Annotated in this window: 12 protein-coding genes and 1 pseudogene; 6 read left to right on the top strand and 7 right to left on the bottom strand. The window is 72.2% G+C overall.

Annotated elements, in window-relative coordinates:
- A pseudogene (locus QZ433_RS14215) lies at positions 1–315 on the top strand (prenyltransferase); the annotation flags it as partial.
- 247 nt (positions 316–562) lie between these two features.
- Here QZ433_RS14215 and QZ433_RS14210 read toward each other — a convergent pair.
- Both QZ433_RS14210 and QZ433_RS14205 read right to left on the bottom strand, forming a co-directional pair.
- Complete coding sequence (locus tag QZ433_RS14210) at positions 563–3520, bottom strand: UPF0182 family protein (protein ID WP_295784697.1); 2958 nt, start codon at positions 3518–3520, stop codon at positions 563–565.
- A gap of 43 nt (positions 3521–3563) precedes the next feature.
- Entirely contained in the window at positions 3564–4703 is a 1140-nt protein-coding gene (locus tag QZ433_RS14205; protein WP_295784695.1) for a S16 family serine protease, read from the bottom strand.
- Between the two features lie 130 nt (positions 4704–4833).
- On the opposite strand from QZ433_RS14205, the gene QZ433_RS14200 reads away from it, so the two are divergent.
- Entirely contained in the window at positions 4834–6309 is a 1476-nt protein-coding gene (locus tag QZ433_RS14200; RefSeq protein WP_295784694.1) for a zinc-dependent metalloprotease, read from the top strand.
- A gap of 804 nt (positions 6310–7113) precedes the next feature.
- Here QZ433_RS14200 and QZ433_RS14195 read toward each other — a convergent pair.
- Positions 7114–8856, bottom strand: a complete 1743-nt coding sequence (locus QZ433_RS14195) for an ATP-dependent helicase (RefSeq protein ID WP_295784692.1) — start codon at positions 8854–8856, stop codon at positions 7114–7116.
- Positions 8853–9761 (bottom strand): NAD(+) diphosphatase, encoded by a 909-nt coding sequence (gene nudC, locus QZ433_RS14190; RefSeq protein ID WP_295784690.1) that lies wholly within the window; start codon positions 9759–9761, stop codon positions 8853–8855. The genes QZ433_RS14195 and nudC overlap by 4 nt, the downstream gene beginning before the upstream one ends.
- Before the next feature lie 108 nt (positions 9762–9869).
- Between nudC and QZ433_RS14185 the strand changes: the two genes are divergently transcribed.
- On the top strand, positions 9870–11342 hold the full coding sequence (locus QZ433_RS14185; RefSeq protein ID WP_295784688.1) for a phosphotransferase: 1473 nt from the start codon (positions 9870–9872) through the stop codon (positions 11340–11342).
- 13 nt (positions 11343–11355) lie between these two features.
- On the opposite strand, the gene QZ433_RS14180 is transcribed toward QZ433_RS14185, so the two are convergent.
- Both QZ433_RS14180 and QZ433_RS14175 read right to left on the bottom strand, forming a co-directional pair.
- The gene (locus QZ433_RS14180) at positions 11356–14646 is read right to left on the bottom strand and encodes an ATP-dependent DNA helicase (RefSeq protein ID WP_295784686.1); all 3291 of its coding nucleotides are present in this window, start codon (positions 14644–14646) and stop codon (positions 11356–11358) included.
- The gene (locus tag QZ433_RS14175) at positions 14643–17789 is read right to left on the bottom strand and encodes an ATP-dependent DNA helicase (RefSeq protein WP_295784684.1); all 3147 of its coding nucleotides are present in this window, start codon (positions 17787–17789) and stop codon (positions 14643–14645) included. The genes QZ433_RS14180 and QZ433_RS14175 overlap by 4 nt, the downstream gene beginning before the upstream one ends.
- A 155-nt stretch (positions 17790–17944) precedes the next feature.
- Here QZ433_RS14175 and QZ433_RS14170 point away from each other — a divergent pair, with 155 nt between their 5' ends.
- Together QZ433_RS14170 and QZ433_RS14165 are read left to right on the top strand one after the other, a co-directional pair.
- Positions 17945–18169, top strand: a complete 225-nt coding sequence (locus QZ433_RS14170; protein WP_295784682.1) for a DUF3107 domain-containing protein — start codon at positions 17945–17947, stop codon at positions 18167–18169.
- Positions 18170–18179: 10 nt separating this feature from the next.
- Positions 18180–18467 carry a hypothetical protein gene (locus QZ433_RS14165; protein ID WP_295784680.1) on the top strand — a complete coding sequence of 96 codons (288 nt, stop codon included), beginning with the start codon at positions 18180–18182 and terminating at the stop codon, positions 18465–18467.
- Positions 18468–18642: 175 nt separating this feature from the next.
- Here the strand turns inward: QZ433_RS14165 and QZ433_RS14160 are convergent, their stop codons facing one another.
- Positions 18643–19359 (bottom strand): ferritin-like fold-containing protein, encoded by a 717-nt coding sequence (locus QZ433_RS14160; RefSeq protein WP_295784678.1) that lies wholly within the window; start codon positions 19357–19359, stop codon positions 18643–18645.
- Positions 19360–19509: 150 nt separating this feature from the next.
- On the opposite strand from QZ433_RS14160, the gene QZ433_RS14155 reads away from it, so the two are divergent.
- Positions 19510–20961: a DEAD/DEAH box helicase gene (locus QZ433_RS14155; protein ID WP_295784676.1), complete on the top strand. Its 1452-nt coding sequence runs from the start codon at positions 19510–19512 to the stop codon at positions 20959–20961.
- Positions 20962–21072: the final 111 nt, after the last annotated feature.

Genomic DNA, 21072 nt, shown 5'->3' with positions numbered 1-21072 from the left:
GTGCAGGACGTCGAGGCCGACCGCGCCGCCGACATCTCATCGATCGCCACCGCCCGCGGCGCCCGCTGGACGGTGCGCTTCGCACTGACCGCGTACGCCCTGGCCGGCGTCGCGATGCTGTTCACGGCCTGGCCCGGTCCGCTGGCCGCCCTGCTCGTCATCCCGTACCTGGTCGTGTGCTGGCCCTACCGGAACGTGACGGATGCCGAATCCGACCGCGCCACCGCCGGATGGAACCGCTTCCTGTGGTTGAACCAGATCGCCGGCTTCGGCACGACGATGCTGCTGATCTGGTGGTGGTTCCTGAGCGCGTGACGCCGCGGCGCGCGCGGGGCGCGCGCGGCGCGGGCGTGCTCGGGCGTGCTCGGGCGCTCGAGACTGCATGGAGCTGACAAGTCGGTTGCAGGATGTCGCCGAGTTGTCAGCGGCGTGCAGTCTCGCGGATCGCCCGGGGGCGCGGGCGTGTCCGCGGCGCCGGGCGCGCGGGAACGACGGCGCGACGACGCCGGATGCGACGACGCCGGCGCCCGCGGAAGCGGAGCGCCGGCGTCGGTGCGAGGGGTCAGCCCGCGGGCGTGGCCGACGGGGTCGGCGTGGGCGACAGCGTCGCCGTGCCGCCCTGGCCCTGGCTCTCGAGGTCGAGCAGTCGCTGCACGGCCGCGGTGAGGCGGGCGTCCTGCGTGGCGAACTCGGCGAGGTCACCGCTGGTGAGCGCCGCCTGACGAGCCGTCAGCGCGTCGCGCGCCTCCTGCAGGGCCGCGGCGTAGTCGACGGCGGGCACGGTCGTCCCACCGCCCGTCGACGTGCCACCGGTGCCGCCCTGGCCCTGATCGGTCGGGGTGACGGTCTCGTCACCCGTGTTCGCGCCCGAGTCGCCGCCGAACAGGGAGTCGAGGGCCTCGCTGAGAGTGTTCTCGAACGCGATCTTGTTGCCGAACGCGACGAGCACGCGCCGCAGCTGCGGCAGCTTGGTGTCACCCGAGGACTGCACGAACACCGGCTGCACGTACAGCAGACCGCCGCCGACCGGGAGCGTCAACAGGTTTCCGTTGAGCACCTGCGACTGCCCCTGCTGCAGGATGTTGATCTGCGACGACACGTTGGTGTCGGAGTCGAAGGTGTTCTGCACCTGCCCCGGACCGGGCACCGTGGTGGCCGCGTCGATCACGAGCATGCGCAATCGCCCGTAGTCGTCGCGCTTGGTGCCCTGTTGGCTGCCCGCGTTGGAGTCCACGGCGAGATACCCCGTGAGCACGTTTCGCGCCTGACCGCCCTGGGACGCCGGGATGAAGCTCGTGAACATCGAGTACGTCGGGTCGTCCTGGCTGGGCATCTTCATCGTCAGGTAGTACGGCGGCTGGAAGGTCGCCGGGTCCTGCGGGTCGTTCGGCGTGGTCCACCGGTTGTCCTGCCGGTAGAACGACGTCGCGTCGTCGACGTGGTAGACGCCGAGCATCGACCGCTGCACCTTCATCAGGTCGGTCGGGTACCGGACGTGGCTCATCAGGTCGGCCGACATCTCGCTCCACGGCTTGAGCGAGGAGGGGTAGATGTTCTGCCACGCCTTGAGCAGCGGATCCTCGTCGTCCCACGCGTACAGCTGCACCGAACCGTCGTAGGCGTCGACCGTGGCCTTGACCGAGTTGCGGATGTAGTTGATGTCATCCAGCGCGTAGGTGGGAGCCGGGTTGTTCGAATCGGCGATCGCCCGCGAGAGCGACACCCCCGTCGAGTAGGGGTAGTTCGAGCTGGTGGTGTAGCCGTCCACGACCCACTTGATCCGTCCGTCGACGACCGTGGGGTACGGGTCGCTGTCGAGCGTCAGGTACGGCGCGACCTTCTGGACGCGCTCCTTGGGGTTGCGGTCGTAGAGGATCTGCGAGTCGGCGTTGACGCTGTCCGAGAAGAGGATCTGCTCGGACTGGAACTTCAGCGCGTAGATGAGGCGGTTGAAGACGTTGCCGACGCTCGGCCCACCGTTGCCGTTGAAGGTCGTCCGCGTCTCGGTCCCGCCGTCGGCACCCAGCGGGTAGTCGAGCTCGATCGGGTCGCTGCCCTCGGGCGCGCCCACGATGGAGTACTGCGGCGAGTTCTCGCCGAAGTACACGCGGGGCTCGTAGTTGAGATCGGTGAGGAAGCCCGTACCGGGGATCGCCTGCTCGAGGAACACGGGGTCGCCGTCGGCGGTGCGCTCGTTGCCCGCGGCCGCGACCATGCCGTAGCCGTGGGTGTACACGAGCGTGGTGTTCTGCCACGACGCGGCGTCGCCGAGCTGCCCGATGTTCAGCTCGCGCAGCGACACGACGGTGTCCTGCGTCTTGCCGTCGATCGTGTAGCGGTCGACGTCGAGCGGGTTGGTGAACTGGTAGTACGCGCGGTACTGCTCGAGCTGACGCACCGTGGGGCCGATGATCGCGGGGTCCATGATGCGCAGCTGCGCGGTGGACTCGGCGTCGTTGCGCAGCTGACCGGCCTCGGCGGTCGTGGTGGCCTGGAAGTTCTCCTTCTCGACCTTGTCGATGCCGTACGCGGCCTTCGTCCCGTCGAGGTTGCGCTGGTAGTACTGGCTCTCGAGGGTGAGCTCGTTCGGGCGCACCTGGAACGTGGTGACGGCCCACGGGATCGCGGCTCCCACGACGATCGCCGAGACGACGAGCAGGGCGGTACCGATGAGGGGGTAGCGCCAGCGACCGAGGAAGGCGGTGACGAAGAACGCGATCGCCACGATGACCGCGGCGATGGCGAGGATGGTCTGGCCGGGGATGACGGCGTTCGCACCCACGAAGCCGGGACCGGTGATGCGCTCGGACGGCTCCACCAGCGTGCGGAAGCGGTCGAGCCACAGGCTGACGCCCTGCAGCAGCAGGTAGAGACCGGCGAGGATGGCGAGCTGGATGCGCGCCGCCTTCGAGATGCGCAGCTCGCGCTGGCCCACGCGCACCGACCCGTACAGGTACGACACGACGGCCGTCAGCAGCAGGCTGACCAGCACCACGGCCGAGGCGAAGCCCAGCGCCGCCGCGTAGAACGGCATGGCGAAGAGGTAGAAGCCGGTGTCGAGACCGAACTGCGGGTCGGTCACCGAGGTCGCGACCCCGTTGACCCAGAGCCAGGTCGTCTCCCACTGAGCGGATGCCGCGAACCCGGCGAAGAAGCCGAAGAACACCGGGATCCCCCACATCGCCAGGCGGCGCAGCGGCTCGACCACCTCTTGGTAGCGGTCGAGCTGCGAGCTCAGCCGCGCGTACACGGGACGCAGGCGGTAAGCGAGCTGGATGGCACCCCACACCGGAACGGCCATCGCGAGGAACCCGACGAGGAACATCACGGTGCGCGCGATCCACTGCGTGGTGAGCACACCCGTGAAGCCGAGCTGCGAGAACCACAGCCAATCGGAGTACAGGTTCGCGAAGACGAAGAACGCGACGACGAGCGCTGCGATCACCGCCAGGGTGATCGAGATGATCCGTCGAGAGCGGTTCGGGGGCGTGGCCTGGTTCGGCGCTGAGGTCGTGGTCACCCCCTCATCCTAGGCGCGGGATTCCCGGGGTTCGCCGTGAATGCTACGACTGCGAACCACACGTCGGCAGGGCGTCGAGGTCTCCCCCGTCGCGGATCGTCTCGAGCGCGGTGAGCGACTGCCCGAGCGTCGAGGTGGAGAACACGCGGATGCCGTCGGGCACGTGACCGACGACCTCGTCGCAGTTCGCCTCGGGGGCCAGGAACCAGGTCGCACCGGCATCCCGGGCTCCGTAGAGCTTCTGACGGATGCCACCGATCGGGCCGACGTTGCCGTCGGCGTCGATCGTGCCGGTGCCCGCGATGTGCTGGCCGCCCGTGAGGTCGCCGGGCGTCATCTTGTCGATGATACCGAGGGCGAACATCATCCCGGCGCTCGGGCCGCCCACGTCGTTGAGCTGGATCTGCACGTCGACCGGCAGGTCGAACGAGATGCCGAGCCCGACGCCCAGCAGGTACTGCTGCCGGCCGTCGACGTCGGTGGGCTTCGGGGTGACCTCTGCCGTGCGCGCCGTCCCGTCACGGTCGAAGCCGAGCGTCACAGGCGCGCCGGCGGCATCCTGAACCGCGGAGCGGACCGCCTCGACGCTGGTGACGTCGACACCGTTCACCGACGTGATGACATCGTTCTGCTGCAGGACCCCGGCGGTGGCGCCGGCCTCGTCGACGGTCATGACCGTGATGGTCTGCGGGACGGTGTAACCCTGCTCGCGCAGGGCCGCGGCACTGGCCTCGTTCTGCGAGTCGGTCATGAGCGCGGCGTTCTCGGTGTTGCGCTGCTCGGTGGTCTGCCCCGCGGGGAAGATGCGATCGATCGGGACGACCGCGCGCGAGGGGTCGAACCACGCCTGCACCAGGTCGATCCACGACGGCGTCCGCTCGCGGTTGCCGCTGACCTGCACGGTGAGCAGATCGAGCTGCCCGTCGGTGGTGGTGTCCTGCTCGTTCGGAACGGAGATCAGCGGCACCTGCTGGCCGTCGGCGGTCGTCGAGGTGCCGAGGGTGTTGTAGACCGGTCCGGGCTGCTGGATGACGTATCCCGACGGCACGAAGGTGAGCACGAACAGCACCACGACGGCGAGCGTGAGCGCCCACACGCCCGTGACGGTGCCGCGCCCCCACCGCCGCGGGGGCTCGGGCTCGGTCACCGGCGCGCGGGAGACGTTCTGGTCGAACAGGGTCACGGTCTCAATCCTTCAGCGGGTCGTCGTTCGCGCGCGGCGTAAGGCGGTGAGAGGCCGGGCCGTCTGATGCGGGGAAGCGTGCGACTAGCGTAGGACTCCCATCCCCAGACCTGGCTGAAAGGCGGCTGAAGTGGCAGACGACGACCGGAACCCCGAAGAGGAGTTCCAGGAGCTCATGCGTCGCCTGATGTCGGGCGACGTCAGCGGGATCGATCCCGAGCAGCTCTCCCGCCTGTCGGGCATGCAGATCGACCCCGCCATGCTGCAGGCGGTGATGAGCCAGCTGCAGGGCGCCTTCGCCGGCACGCAGGACGGCGTCGACTGGAGCCTGGCCGAACGCCAGGCCCTGCACATCGCCAACCAGGACGGCCTGGGCGTCACCACGGGCCAGAAGACCGACCTCGACCAGGCCTTCACCCTCGCCGGGCTGTGGCTGGGCGAGGCCACGACGATCTCGGACCTGCCGCGCCCCCCGCGCGTCGTCACCCGCGGCGCCTGGGTCAGCGCCACCCTGCCCGTGTGGCAGGAGCTCGCCGAGCCCGTCGCGACGAGCATCGCCGACGCCCTGACCGCGGCCCTCGGCCAGCAGGCTCCGGACGACATGCAGGAGATGATCGCGGGCGCCGGGCGCCTCATGCGCACCGTCGGCGGCTCCCTCTTCGCCACCCAACTGGGCCACGTCGTCGGGCGCCTGTCGACCGAGGTCGTCGGCGGCGGGGACGTCGGCATCCCGGTCATGCCCGACGGCGACGCCGCGATCCTGCCGCAGAACTTCGCAGACTTCGGTCGCGACCTCGAGATCCCCGACGACCAGCTGGCGCTCTACCTCGCGACCCGCGAGCTCGCGCACGCGCGACTGTTCCGCCACGCGCGCTGGTTGCGACTGCACGTCATCTCGCAGGTGCGCGACTTCGCCCACGGCATCCGCGTCGACACCGACGCGCTCGAGGAGCTCGCCACGCGCTTCGACCCGTCGCAGCCCGACGAGCTGCGCGGGGCTCTCGAGAGCGGCGCCCTGCTGCCCGAGCGCAGCGAGGAGCAGACCGCCGCGCTCACGCGCCTCGAGAACCTGCTGGCCACGATCGAGGGCTGGGTCGACGTCGTGACCGAGGACGCCACCTCGCGCCTGCCCTCGGCCGCGCGCATCGCCGAGGCCGTCCGTCGCCGCCGCGCCGTCGGCGGTCCCGCCGAGCAGGCGCTCGGTTCGCTCGTCGGACTCGAACTGCGCCCCCGCCGCATGCGCGAGGCCGCGGCCATGTGGCGCGCGGTGACCGACGCCGTGGGCGTCGACGGACGCGACGCGCTGTGGGACTACCCCGACCTCATGCCGACGTCGGACGACATCGACGACCCCGCGGCTCTCGTCGCTCGGCTGACGGCCGCGTCGCGCGGCGAGGCCGCGCCCGCCGACGCCATGGACGATGCCCTCGCGCAGCTGCTGGCCGAAGAGGCTTCGGGAGGGCGGGATGCCGCTTCCTCCGGCAGCGACGGCTCTGCGCCCGGGCCGGACGGCGACGGCTCTGCGACCGGGCCGGACGGCGACGGCTCGGCGACCGGGCCGGACAGCGACGACGATGCCGCGCCGGGAGACCAGCGGCCGGTCTGAGGCTGCTTCCGCGGCGGACGCCCGCGGTGGGGATCCGTTCCCGCCGCGGGCGTCCGCCGTTTCTCCCCACCGCCCGATCCAGGCGTCGGGGTGGGGACAGCGGCATCCCGACCCGTTCGACAGGACAGGCTCGGGGCATGATCCGACTCGATTCCGCCGCTCCCCCGCTCTGGCGCCACGACGGCCGCGTGCAGTTCGGGGCCCCTGCCGTCGCCGTGACACCGACCGCCGGGGTCTGGGTCGACCGGGTGGTCGCCGCCCTCGTGCCCGGCGCGCCCCGCGCCGAACTGCGCGCGCTCGCCCGACTGCACGGGGCCGACGGGTCCGCGTGCGACGCCCTGCTCGCCGAGATCGCCCCCGCCCTGGCCCGGGCGCCGCGGCATCCGCCGATCGTCGTGCAGACCGCCGACGACCTTCCCGCCCGCGCCGTCCGTGCGGTGCTCGCCGCCCTTCCGGGACGCACGAGCGTCGTGTCGTGGGCGGGGCCGGCCAGCGATCCTGTGCCCGCCGACGCACGGGTCGTGGTGCTGGCGGCCTACCGCGTCGACCCGCGGCGCACGGCGGCGCTCGTGCGCGATGACGTCACGCACCTTCCGCTCGTGCTCGACGGGGCGAGCGCCGCGATCGGACCGGTCGTGGACCCCGGACGCACGGCGTGCCTGGCCTGCCTCGACGCGGTCCAGCGCGAGAGCGACCCGCACTGGCCGCTCGTCGCGGCGCAGCTGCTGGGTCGTCCGCGACCCGACGTCGATGTCGCCCTGGCCGCCGAGGCGGGACGTGCGGCGCGCTTCCTGCTCACCGCGCCTATCGGGTCGACGAGCCGCTCGCTGCGCCTGCGCGCCGACTCGTTCCGGCGGGCCTGGACGCTGCATCGGCCGAGCGCAGACTGCCGCTGCCGATCTCTCGCAGGAAGCGCGACGGCGCGCGTTCCATCCGCCCGCGCCCTCGCGCCCAGCTCACCGACAGCGTTCGCGCGGCCCGCGTGACGCCGACGTATGCGAGGCGGCGCTCCTCGTCGACCGACTCGAAGGTCTTGGCGTACGAGATCGGCAGCAGTCCCTCGCTCACCCCCACGAGGTACACGTGATCCCACTCCAGGCCCTTCGCCGCGTGCAACGTCGCCAGCGTGACCGTCCGCGTGGTCGGTTCGTGCTGGTCGCGGGCTCGCGCCTGCAGGTCGTCGGTGAACGCGCGCAGGTCGGTGCCCTCGGGCGCCTCCTCGGCGAGGCGCAGCAGCGCGGCGCGCGCCTCCCACGCCTCGCGCAGCGCACCGCCCGCCTCGGGCGGGTCGTCGGTCAGCCCGACGCTGCGCAGCACGTCGCGGACCGTCGCGACGAACCCGGTGCTGATCGGCGCCACCGACGCCGCACGCAGGGCCATCAGCGCCTGACGCACCTCGGGCAGATCGAAGAACTTCCGGCCGCCCAGCACCGACGCCGCGATCCCCACGCCCGACAGCGCGGTGAGCAGGGCCGCCGACTGCGCATGCGAGCGGTACAGCACGGCGACGTCGTGCGGGTCCACCCCGCTCGCGAGCAGGTCCCGGATCGACCGGGCGACCCCGGCCGCCTCGTCCTCGTCGTCGTCGAAAGCCCGCACGGTGGGGACGGGCGTCTCGTCCGCGCGCGCCGCCACGAGCTGCAGCGCGCCCTGTCGGCCGCGCATGAGGTCGTTCGCGACCGCGAGCACCGGAGCCGTGGAACGGTAGTTGCGCTCCAGGCGCACCACGCGAGCATCGGTGTGCGTGCGCTCGAAGTCCAGCAGGTACCGCGCGTCGGCGCCGGTGAACGAGTAGACGGTCTGGCTGGCGTCGCCGACCACGCACAGGTCGCGTCGATCACCCAGCCACAGCTCGAGGACGCGGTTCTGCAGCGGCGAGACGTCCTGGTACTCGTCGACCGTGAAGTGCCGGTACTGCTCGCGCACGGCCGCCGCCACGCGCGGTTCGGCCTCGATCATGCCCGCGCACGTCAGCAGCACGTCCTCGAAGTCCATCTGCCGCCGCTCGTCCTTGAGCTTCTCGTACGCGCGCTGCAGCGCGACCACCTGGTCCACCGACAATCGGCCGACACCATCGGGCCGGTCGGCCGCGTACTGCTCGATCGAACGGAGCGTCACCTTCCTCCACTCGATGGATGCCGCGACATCGCGCAGCGTCGCCGTGTCGGGCGCGAGTCCCACGCCGTCGGCCGCGTGGGCGAGCATCCGCACCTTGTTGTCGATGATCGAGGGGGCCTGATCGCCCGCCAGGGTCGGCCAGAAGAAGTTGACCTGCGCGAGGGCCGCCGCGTGGAACGTCCGCGCCGAGACGCCCGAAACGCCCAGCGCGCGCAGACGGCCGCGCATCTCGCCCGCGGCCTTCGCCGTGAAGGTCACCGCCATCACGCGCTGCGGCGAGTACGCCCCGGTGTCGACACCGTGGGCGATCCGCCGCGTGATCACGCGCGTCTTGCCGGTGCCCGCGCCGGCCAACACGCACACGGGTCCGCGCAGGGCACGCGCCGCCTCGAGCTGGTGCTCGTCCAGACCGTCGAGAGGGCCGGTCATGCCACGCCCCGGTACCAGTCGTCGATCAGACGTCGGGCGATGGATGCCGGACCCGGCAACTGCGCCACGCCCTCGCCGCGCATCGCGGCGCCGATCTCGTCGCGGGTGAACCACCGCACCTCGACGATCTCCTCCCCGTCGGCCTGCGCCTCGGCGTCATCGACGACCTCGGCGCGGAAGCCGAGCATGAGCGACCGCGGATACGGCCACGCCTGCGAGCCGCGGTACTGCACGCGACGCAGACGCACATTCGCCTCTTCATTCACCTCGCGGGCGACGGCGTCCTCGAGCGACTCACCCGCTTCGGCGAACCCGGCGAAGCAGGAGTACCGCTCCCCGCCCCATGCCGCGTTCGCACCGAGCAGGACCCGGTCGTCGACCGCCGAGGTGACCAGCACGATCACGGCCGGGTCGGTGCGCGGGAAATGCTCGCGCCCGCAGACCGGGCAGTGGCGCGACCACCCGGCGTGGCGCAGCTCGGTGCGCGTGCCGCACGCCGGGCAGAACGGCGCGTCGCGCAGCCATCCCGCCAGGGCGACGGCGGTGGTCAGCAGCTCCGCCTCGGCGGCGGGCAGATCGCCGCCCGACGCCCGCAGCGGCGCCCACTCGGCATCCGGCGACGGGACATCCTCGGCCTCATCGGGAACGACCGCGAGCAGAACGGCCGCGCCGTCGGCGTCGCGCCCCAGAAACGCCCACTCCCGCACGCTCGACAGCTCGTCGGCCGCGACGAACACCAGGCGACCCTCGCGCATCGGCGCCGCGTCACGGCGGACGACGAGCACGCGCGTGCCCGCCGCGGCCCGCAGGCGCGACAGCAGCTCGGGGTCGTCGCGCTCGCCGCCGGCGCGATCGACCGGCGGGACGGCGAGGGAATCGGACGACGAAGACGCGGAAAGCGGCATCGAGCACCTCTCTGTCGATGGGAGCGAGCGGGCGACCGTCGGCCTGACCTCCGCGGTCAAGGGCGTGGCGCGGGCGACGGAGCGGGGCGCCGACCTACCCTGGGGGGCATGGCACGCTCGCCCCTCATTTTAGCCGCGTCGGCGACGACGGCCCTCCCGGGAACCGCCTTCACGAGCGCCCGCGCGCTGACCGAGAACGCGGGCGGTCGCTTCGACGCGGCCCTGGCTCGCACCGACGACGGGCGACAGGTCGTCGTGCGCATGCCCGCCACCGACGAGAGCGCACACGACCTCGCGGCCGAGTCGCGCGCCCTGCACGCCCTGACCGCGGGCGTCCGCGCCCTGCTGCCCTTCGCGGTGCCCGAGGTGCTCGGTGAGAACGGATCGGGAGCGCACCGCGTGCTGGTCACCGACCACATCCACGGCTATCGGATCGACCCCGCACACCTGCCGAAGGGGCCCGGTTACGCCCCGGCCATCGGTGGGGCCCTCGCGGCCGTTCACGCCCTGCCCGTCTCCATCGTGCGCACCGACGGCCTCCCCGTGCGCTCGCCCGAGCAGATCCGCGACGACGTCAAGCGACTGCTCGACCGCGCGGATTCCACCGGGCGTGTGTCCGACGACCTCATGCTGCGGTGGCGTCGCGCCCTCGAGGTGGACGACCTGTGGCGCTTCGAGTCCGCCGTCGTGCTGGGCGGAGCGACCAGCGCATCCATCGTGCTCGCCGACGACGACGACGCGATCCCGCACGTGGTCGGCATCCTCGACTGGGCCGGTCTGAGCGTCGGCGACCCGGCCATCGACCTGCGGTGGCTGGCATCCGCTCCCCTCGCCGCCGACGACGTGCACGACGGGTACGCCTCGGCCGGCGACCGCTCCCCCGACCCCCTGCTGCGCGAGCGCGCCCGCCTCTACGCCGAGCTCGAATTCGCCCGCTGGCTCGTGCACGGCCACGACGCCGGAGAGGCCGACGTCGTCGCGGACGCCGTCGCCCTGCTGAACGCCCTCGCCGACGGCGTCCGCGGCGATCACATCGTCCCCGACACGCGCAGCGACATCGACGACGCCATGGCCCTGGTCGAGAGCGTGCCGCCCGTCACCGCCCCCGGCGTCGTCGACACCTCGATGCAGACCGACGCCTACGACCCCGAAGCCCTCTCGCTGTACCTCTCGGCGGAACGAGACCGCGCCGCCGCCGCCGAAGCCCTCGCCGACGCCCTCGACGAGACCAAGAACCCGGATGCCGAGACCGGCGCCATCCACGTCGACCAGTTGCCCGAGCCCGACGGCGTCGACCCGGAGGCCACCGCCCCGGTCGACCTCGACGGCTGGACCGCACCGGCCACGCAGGGTCCGGCGCTCTCGGGCGACACCGACGGCACCTCGCTGTGGGCACGGTCCCAGACGTCCGCGTCCTCTGACGCCCCGGAGCCCGCGATCCGCGATCACGGCGACGGGTCGGTCCCGATCTTCCGCGAAGGCGACCACGCGCCCGAGGCGGACGTGGACGATGAAGAGGACGCCGCCCGCGCCAGCCGCGCCGCGCTGAAGCGCTGGGGTGTATCGGGCGACTCCGCCTGAGCGACCTCACGCGTCAGCCGCGCAGCACCACCTCGTCGCCGACGTAGAACAGGGCGACGTCGATGAGGTCCAGGTCGATGCCGTGCTTGGCGTGGTACGCCTCGCGGTACAGCTCGAGCTGCAGCATGCGCGCCCGTCGGTCGGCCTCGGTGCTCGGCGGCCGGCCCGTCTTCCAGTCGACGATCTCGTACCGGTCGCCGCGGCGGTAGACGGCGTCGAGCTTGCAGATGATGACGTGCTCGCGGCCGTCCAGCCGCGTCGTGACGAAGTCGATCTCGGACTCGACCTCGAGCGGACGCAGCCCTCCCCACTCGGAACGCTCGAAGCATTCGCGCAGACGCTGCAGCTCGTCGGCGTCCGCAGCCGACACACCGACCTCGTCGTCGTCCCAGAGCCCGTCGTCATCGAGGCCGATCCCCGCGCCCACGTGCCCCGACCGCTGCTCGACCCACGCGTGAAAGAGGGTACCGAGACGGGTCTGCCGATACGGGCGTTCGGGCATCGGGCGACGCAGGTCGTCGACGGCTCGCCCGTAGTCGGCGACGAAGTCCTTGAACGTGGACGCCGGAATCCGTGTCGGCGCGGGAGCGTGCGTCGGGCGCAGACGCTCGGCACGCTCGGCGAGCAGCAGTTCGAGGTCGGGGTCGGGGTCGGCCGGTTCACCCGCGCGCGCCGCTTCCGCCGCCGCCACGGCCGAGGTGATGGCGGTGCGGCGGGCCCCCAGCGGGTCGAGGGGCCAGTGCAGCAGTCGACGCTCGCCGTCGTAGGGGTCGTCGCCCGGCTCACCGACGCGCAGGTCGACGCCGAGAGCGTCGGCGGCCTCGTCGAGGAACACGCTGGGCGTTCGGGGCTTCTTCGTGCCCGACCAGCTCGAGCCCGACAAGAGCAGGTGGTCGCGGGCGCGGGTGAAGGCAACGTAGGCCAGTCGCCGGTCCTCGTCGAGCTGTCGCGCGCGGTTGTCGGCGACGAACCGGTCGATCGCGGCCTTGAGGTCCTGCTGGGTCTCCGCCCCGCGCCAGGCGAGCATCGGCAGCCAGGCGGAGTCCCCGCGGAACTCGGCGGGGAGGACGCCGAAGGCGAGCCACCCCTTCGTATCGCGCGGAGCCGAGGGCAGCTCATCGGTGACCAGGCGCACGACGGCGACGGCATCCCACTCCAGGCCCTTCGACCCGTGGATGGTGAGGAGCTGCACCACGTCGTCTTCGGGCGGCTCGGTGCGGGGGGCGAACTCGTCGGCCTGCTCCGCGTGATCGAGCCACGCGAGCAGGCTGGTCACCGACCCCGACTCGTCGGCGGCGAGGAAGCCGCGGATCTCGTCGACGAAGGCGCGCAGCTGCGCCGAGGCGATACGCGCCGGTCCGCGCGACTCGTTCGCAGCGAGTTCGATGTCGAGTCGCAGTTCGGCCTCGATCAGCCGGATGAGCTCGGGGATGGGGGCGCCCACGCTGCGCCGCAGCCCCGCGAACACGGCGCCCGCTTCGCGCAGGCGCGCGCAGCCCTCGGGCGTGAAGTCGGTGAGCCATCCGTGACCGTCGGTCTGGCGCGTGACGAAGTCGAGCGCGTCGACGAGTGAGGCACGATCGGCGCCCGGGGTCGACCGCAGGCGGTCGACGACCTCGGGGGCGAGCGGCTGCAGGGCCACGTCGTGCGTCGCGAGTCGGCGAGCGAGCTGTGCAAGGGCGCGCAGGTCGGCGAGTCCGACGGCCCAGCGCGGCCCCGAGAGCAGACGGATGAGCGCCGAACCGGCCTCGGGGTCGCTGATGACGCGCAGCGCCGAGACGACGTCGACCACCTCGGGGGTGGTGAGCAGGCCGCCCAGACCGAGGATGCGATGAGGGATGCCGCGCCGACCGAGCGCGTCACCGAAACGCACCATGTGCTTCTTGCTGCGGAACAGCACCGCCCCCGTCGTGGGGCGCCCCTCGGCGGCACGCGCCGCCCGCACGCCCACGAACCACGCTGCGACCCGGTCGGCCTCGGCATCCAGATCGTTCTCGAACACCATCTCGACGAGCCCGGTGGGCGCACCCGGACGGGAGCGCAGTTCTTCGACGGCGACCGCTGCCCGCGCGGCGAGAGGGGCGAGCACGGCGTTCGCCGCATCGAGCACGCGGGCGCTGTTGCGCCAGCTGGTCAGCAGCGAGAACCTCTGGCACGACCCCGCGGGGGCGAAGGCCTCGGGAAAGCCGCCGAGGTTGCCGGCGCTCGCCCCGCGCCAGGCGTAGATCGCCTGATGGGGGTCGCCGACGGCCATGACCCCGGTGCCGCCGAAGAGAGTCGAGAGCAGGTCGGTCTGCACGACCGAGGTGTCCTGGTACTCGTCGAGCAGCACCACGCGGTAGCGGGCGCGCAGCTCGGCGACGACCGCGGGATGCTCCTGCACGATCCGCAGGGCCCCCGCCACCTGGTCGGCGAAGTCCATCACACCCAGTCGCGCCTTCTCGCGGTCGTAATCGGCGGCCAGCGCGGCGAGCATCGAGAGCGCCGACACCTTGGCGGCCGCCTCGCCGACCTCTTTGTAAACCACCACGCGCTTCGATGTCGACGGGCGTTCGACGATTCGCCCGAACTCGTCGGGGAATGCTGCCAACCGCTCGAGGTCGACGAGATTGTCGACGCCGTCACGGGCGATGCGCAGGGCCGCGTCGATGATCGTGCGCGGGGACTCCTGCCGCTGTTCGAGACGCGGATCATCGCTGGCGAAGACGACGCGGCGCATGAGGAGCCACGCCGCCGACTCGGACAGCACGGCCGACTCGGAATCGCGGCCGATGCGCAACCCGTGCTCGCGCACGATCGAGTCGGCGAAGCTGTTGTAGGTCGACACGGTGGGCCGGTGCAGCAGCTGATCCGCGTCGGCGGCCGCCCCGTCGGCGACCCCGACCTCGGCGGCGAGGGCGTCAAGCGCCTCGCGACGGACGGCATCGCCCCGCGCCCCTTCGAGGCCCGCGATCTCGGCGAAGACCGCCAGGCGCCCCGCCTCGTGCAGGGCAGGCAGGGCCGGAAGAAGCCCGCGCGACTCGAACTCGGACAGACGCTGCAGTCGACGCTGGATGCGTTCGGCGAGCTCACCGGCGGCCTTTCGCGTGAACGTGAGACCCAGCACCTCGTCGCGGCGGACGAGCCCGTTCGCGACGAGCCACACGACCCGCCCCGCCATGGTCTCGGTCTTGCCGCTGCCGGCGCCGGCCACCACGAGCGCGGGGGCGAGCGGGGCCTCGATCACGGCCGTCTGCTCGAGGGTCGGCGGGAACTGTCCCAGGGCGGCCGCGATCGTGGCGGCCGAGAGCATCGTCGCGGTCATGACGCGCTCACCGCCGAGACGGTGTGGATACGGCACAGGCCGAACGAGAACTCGTCGCGACAGTGCACCTCGTAGGGCGCCGCGAAGCGGGTGCCGCGCATCACGCCCACCGCACGCTGCACCCGCTCGACGAAGGCGCCGCGCTGCTCATCGTCGAAGGGCTTCTGCGTCGGTTCGGCGTAATCCTTGGTCGCGGCGGTCGGCCGCAGGACGAGCAGTTTCGCACCGCCCGAGGGCATGCCGGCGACCTGCTCGATCGCCCCGGAGGAGAAGGCCAGTTGATAGGCGGCGAGCTGGGGGTTGTCGGCGACCTTCGCGTCGGTCTGGGGCTCGCTCTTCCCGGTCTTGAGGTCGACGATCACCACCTCACCGGCGGGGTTGACCTCGACCCGGTCGATGTCGCCGCTCAACACGGCGCCGTGCGCGGCGGCATCCGCCACGGGGATGGGCACCTCGAAGTGCCGCTCCGCCCCGATCAGACGCCCACCCGCGTCGTCGAAGCGGCGCAGATAGGCGGCGAGGCGCCGCACCAGGTCGCGCGCCCGCGTGCGCTCGGCGCGTTCGCGCCACACCGCGTCGAACACGAGCTCGCCCCAGCGCTCGTCGACGACGGCCCACAGGTCGTCTTCGGAAGCGGATGCCGCGGTCTCGAGCGCCGCGTGGATGATCGTGCCGATGCCGGCGGTCGTGCCGCCGCGATCGCCGCCGAGGTCGGCGATCACCCAGTCGAGCTCGCACTCCTCGAGGGCGTGCAGTCGCGAGGGCGACACCCGCACGTCCTCGCGCTCGAGGTCGCGCAGAGGCGCCGTCGAGCTGGGGGCGGCCACGCCGTACCACTGCTCGCTCGCGGCGCCCGCGACGCCGGCCGCGGCCAGCAGCGCGAGCTGCCCGGCCGCGTGGACGCGCTCGGCCGCCCCGACCCGCGGAGCGGTCAACGTGCGCCGGTGACGGGCGACAAGGCCGCGCAGCGACAGGGGATGCTCAGGGATGGATGCCGCCGCCTCGGGTGCCGGCAGCATCTCGAACAGCACGCTGGGCCCGGTGTCGTCGTCGTCGACGGCCGTGACGATGAGCAGGGCGCCGGCGCGACTGATCGCACGCACGAACAACCGGAGCTCGTCGTGCATCGCGGCTCGACGCCGGTCCAGCATGCCGGCGGCGGGCAGATCGGGGTTCTGCACCGCATCGGCGAGACGCCACGTCTCGAGCAGTCCGCCACGCAACCGGGTGTTCGGCCACACGCCCTCTTGAACGCCGGCGAGGATGACCGTGTCGAACGAGGTGCCGGCGGCGGCCGCGGGGGTGAGTACGCGCACCGTGTCGACGACCGCGGGCTGCTCGATGCGGTCTTCGGCGACGTCGCTGTCGAGCACGGATCGCAGGAAGGTCGACGACTCGCCGTCGGGTTCTCGTTCGGTGTAGCGCTTGGCGGCCTGGAACAGTGCCACGATCGCGTCGAGGTCGCGATCGGCCTGTTCGGCGAGCGGGCCGTGGCCACGCGTCGCCTCACGCCAGGTGCGCGCGAGAGCGCTGCGATCCCACGCGGTCCACAGCATCTCGTGAGCGGTCGCCCGCGCCTGCGCCTGCGCACGGATCGCGGCGAGCGTCTCTCCGAGGCGGACGGCCCGTCGCGCCTCTCGTGAGTCGACGGTCGCGAGCTCGAGCGGGTGGCGCACGCCCGACACCAGCAGCTCGGTCGCGGGTCGTGTTCCGCCGGCGGAGACCTCGTCGTGTCGCAGGGCCGTGCGCAGCCGACGCACCTCGATGGGGTCGAGACCCCCGAACGTGCCGAGCAGAGCGTCGACGACGTCCTCGGCCCGCCACTCGTCGGGATCGAGCGCGCCGAGCTCCACCAGACGCACCAGATCGCGCACGGGTTTCTGCACGCCGAGGGCGAGTCCCGGCCCGCTCGCCCGCGCCGGCACCTCGCGCGCGGCGAGCTCGGCCTCGAGCGTGGCGACCTGGCGCGAATCGTGCGCGATCACGGCGCACGCCCCCCACGGCACCCCCTCGAGGACGTGTCGCTCGCGCAGCAGACGGGCGATGGCGTCGGCCTCTTCGGCCGGCGACCGCAGCAGGTACGTCCGCACCGAGCCCTGCGGAGCCGCACCCGCCGGCGCACGACGGTGCGCGACCACTCCCGCAGCGCCGATGCGGGACGCGACCTGCCGCACCAGATCGATCTGCTCGGGCGTCCCCCGGTGCGGGATGCCGAGGGCGTGCGTCGAGCCCAGCTCGCGCGCCAGCCGCGCGAAGTTCTCGGGGGTCGCCCCGCGGAACGCCCCCGAGCCGACATCGGGATCGCCGAACGCCACCACGCCGATGCCGAGCAGACGGCACGCGCGCAGCAGGTCGATCCCGCCGGCGGTGAGCTCCTGCGCGTCGTCGACCAGGACGCAGCGCAGCGACGCGAATCGGCCGAGCAGCGCACGATCGACCCGCGCGTCGTCGAGCACGGCCACCGCCTCGCGGGCCAGGTCGGCGGCATCGCGGTGCGCCCCGCGCATCTCGGCGCGTACGGCCCGGTACTCGTCGGCGAATGACGCCAGCGACGCCCACACGGGGAGGTCGAGTCGCTCGGAGAGATCGAGGAGCTCGGCCGAGGTGACACCCAGATCGGTGCATTCCGCGAGGAACGCGCGCAGGTCGCCGCGGAACCCGCGGGTGGCGCGGATCGAGGATCCGAGCCAGTCGGGCCATCTCGACGAGCCGTCGAGCTCGTCGAGGGCGTCGCCCTCGAGCAGGTCGCGGATGATCTGGTCTTCGTCGCCGCCGGTGAGCAGTTGCGGGGGCTCCGCGCCCCGACGCACCTCGGCGCCGCGCACGAGCTGGTAGGCGAACGACGCCACCGACCGTGCGAGGGCCCCCGACGTGGCCCGTCCCACGGCGAGGGCCAGCGGGTCGCGCAGCGCCGTGGCCGCAGGACGCGTCGGCGTCAGCACGAGCAGATCGTCGGGATCGACTCCGGATGCCACCAGCTGCCGGACCCGCGCCAGCAGGGCCGTCGTCTTGCCGGTGCCCGGCGCCCCCACCACGACGGCGCTCGTCTCGGGCGCCCATGAGGACACCGTGCGCTGATCGACGTCGAGATCGACACCGACCGCGGTCGCGACGTCGGGGGCGACGGCATCCGGAATCTGCATGCGTCCACGCTAATCGCGACCTCCGACATCGCCCGCGGGGACGCGGCGTTCGCCGTCCGCGAAGCGGCGCCGTCGACGGGTCATGGTGTCGGAGGCCTGCCCTAGAGTCGAATCACGCGCCGGGCCGACCGCGGCCCGCGGGGAAAGGACGCATCGTGGAGATCCGCATCGGCATCACCAACACCGGCCGCGAGCTCAACTTCGAGACCAACGAGAGCTCCGACGCCGTCAAGTCGGCCGTCGCCTCGGCCCTCGACAGCTCGGCCAGCCACGTCACGTTCACCGACGTCAAGGGCAACTCGTACCTCGTCCCGATCGCCAACCTCGCGTTCGTCGAACTCGGCACCGAAGAGTCGCGTCGCGTCGGTTTCGTCGCCTGACGACCGTCCCGTGCAGATCCTGCTCGGCCTGATCATCGGCGCGGTCGTCGGCCTCGCCGCCCATGTCGCTCTGCCGCACCGGCAGCTGCGCGGGGCGGCGCTCGCGCCTCTCGCGGGGGCGGCGGCCGCGGCCGTGGCCTGGACCGCCCTCACGTGGGCCGGTCTGGGCGTCGACTCGCCGATCCTGTGGCTGGTGGCCGTGGTGGCCCCCGCCGCGACGGTTCTGTCGCTGATCCCGCTGGTCACCCGCTCGCGCCTCGCGCAGGACGCGGCTGATCGCGCGCGTATCGGCGCCTGACGGCATCGGCGCCCGATCGAGACGCCCGCGCTGCACGCACGCCGCACAATGAGGCCGGGTGCGGGCCGGAGCGGAACGGCCCGCTCGATGCGGCCACGCGCTGCGCCCGCAGCGCCACCGCACTCGCGACGGCGAGCCGCGGGCTGACGCTCGCCCACATCCCGCGAAGGCGCTCTCAGGCCGCCAGGCCCATGGCATCCATCCGCCGCGCGTGCGCACCCATCAGCTCGCTGAACACCGGCTCGACCTTGGCTTCTTCGTCGCGGTCCAGGTGCCCGTGGCGCAGCGCGGCACGCGCGACCAGCAGCGTGTCGCCCACCAGGCGGCGGCCCCACAGCGCCAGCAGCCAGCGCCATTCCTCGTCGCTGTCGATCGTCGCGCCCAGGATCTCGACGATCGCCTGACGGTCGTCGTCGGCCTGCAGGATGCGCGCCACCCGCTTGCCGGTGTCGCCGTAGCTGGACGACAGCGCGAGGTAGAAATCGTCGAGCATGCCCGCCGTGATGTGCACGGTGAGCATCGTCTCCTGCGGCCGCACCCCGTGGGTGTTGCGGCGGAACGCGTCGAGCGACTCGCGGAACGGCAGCATGAGCTGCGTCGGATCCGCACCGCGCTCGCGGATGAGCGCGACGAGCTCCTGGTGCTTGATGAGGGCCGCGCCGGCCGCCCGCGAGAGCGACTCCTTCTCGGCGAGCTCGGGAGTCAGCGCGATCAGTTCGCTGAGCGTTTCGAAGAAGCCGAGCTGCAGATACGCGGCCTGACCGAGGAAGGTCTCGACGTCGGGCGCGAGCTCGGCGAAGTCGACCCGCATGGCCTCGCCCAGGTCTCCGCGCGAGCGCAACTGCAGCGTGCGGCCCACCGGGCGCTGACGACGACGGAACCACTCGAACACGCCCCCAGCCTAGGCGTCGAGGGCCCGCAGAAACACGCCGGGTAGAGTGGACACGCCCCGGCGATGGATCGGGGCCCCGCGCCTGAGGACGAGTGAGGCGTGGATACGACTCCCCCAGGCGGTCTCTCGCCGCCGGAACAGGCACGCACAATGACGACATTCGCCGAGCTCGGCATCGACCAGGACATCGTCGATGCCCTGGCATCCAAGGGCATCATCGACGCCTTCCCCATCCAGGAGCAGACCATCCCCCTGGGCCTGCCCGGACAGGACATCATCGGTCAGGCCAAGACGGGTACCGGAAAGACCTTCGGCTTCGGCATCCCCGTCGTCCAGCGACTCGGCCTCGACCCCGAGCCCGGCGTCAAGGCGCTCATCGTCGTCCCCACGCGCGAGCTCGCCGTCCAGGTCTACGAGGACATGGATATGCTGACCTCGAACCGCTCTACGAGCGTCGTGGCGATCTACGGCGGCAAGGCGTACGAGGGGCAGATCGACCAGCTCAAGGCCGGCGCGCAGATCGTCGTCGGAACGCCCGGTCGCCTCATCGACCTCGCCAACCAGCGCCTGCTCGACCTGTCGCACGCGACCGAGGTCGTGCTCGACGAGGCCGACAAGATGCTCGACCTGGGCTTCCTCGCCGACATCGAGAAGATCTTCTCGAAGGTCCCCGCGGTGCGTCACACGCAGCTGTTCTCGGCGACCATGCCCGGCCCTATCGTCGCCCTCGCGCGCCGCTTCATGTCGAACCCCATCCACATGCGCGCCAACGACCCCGACGAGGGCCTCACGCAGGCGAACATCAAGCACCTCGTCTATCGCGCGCATTCGCTCGACAAGGACGAGGTCATCGCCCGCATCCTGCAGGCCGAGGGTCGCGAGAAGGCCGTCATCTTCACCCGCACCAAGCGCGCCGCGCAGAAGCTGGTCGACGAGCTGGGTGACCGCGGCTTCAACGCCGCCGCCGTCCACGGCGACATGAGCCAAGAGGCCCGTGAGCGCTCGATGGCCGCCTTCAAGGCCGGCAAGAAGGACGTGCTGATCGCGACCGACGTCGCCGCACGCGGTATCGACGTCAACGACGTCACGCACGTGATCAACCACACGATCCCCGACGACGAGAAGACCTACCTGCACCGCGCCGGGCGCACCGGTCGTGCCGGTCGCACCGGTATCGCGGTCACCTTCGTCGACTGGGACGACGTGCACAAGTGGGCCCTCATCAACCGCGCACTCGAGTTCGGCCAGCCCGAGCCCACCGAGACCTACTCGTCGAGCCCCCACCTCTACACCGACCTCGACATCCCCGAGGGCACGAAGGGCCGTCTGGTCACCGCCCCCAAGGCCGTCGCACCCAAGCAGGTCGAGAAGAAGAGCGAGGGCCAGGATGCCGACGGCACCCGCGCTCCGCGTCGCCGCCGTCGCGGCGGCTCGTCGTCGCAGACCGCGAGCGAGAACGGCGGGGCCGAGCGCTCCGACGCCGGCGCGGGCACGCACGACGGAGCCGGCAAGGAGCACCACGACGGCAACGCCGCCCCGCGTCGCCGCCGCCGCCGCCGCAGCGGGGGCAGCTCGGGAGCTCCGACGGCCCCCGTCGCCTGACCCGGGGACCCCTCGACGGCGTCGATCCCCTCGGGGGTCGGCGCCGTCGCTCGTCCCGCGGGGCAACGGCATCCAACCCTCCGCCCCGCCCGCCGCGCACCCCGTTCCCTC

This window comes from uncultured Microbacterium sp. (assembly GCF_913776565.1).
GTDB lineage: Bacteria > Actinomycetota > Actinomycetes > Actinomycetales > Microbacteriaceae > Microbacterium.
Note: the sequence above shows the minus strand (reverse complement) of the source record. Positions and strands in the feature narration are given on the sequence as shown.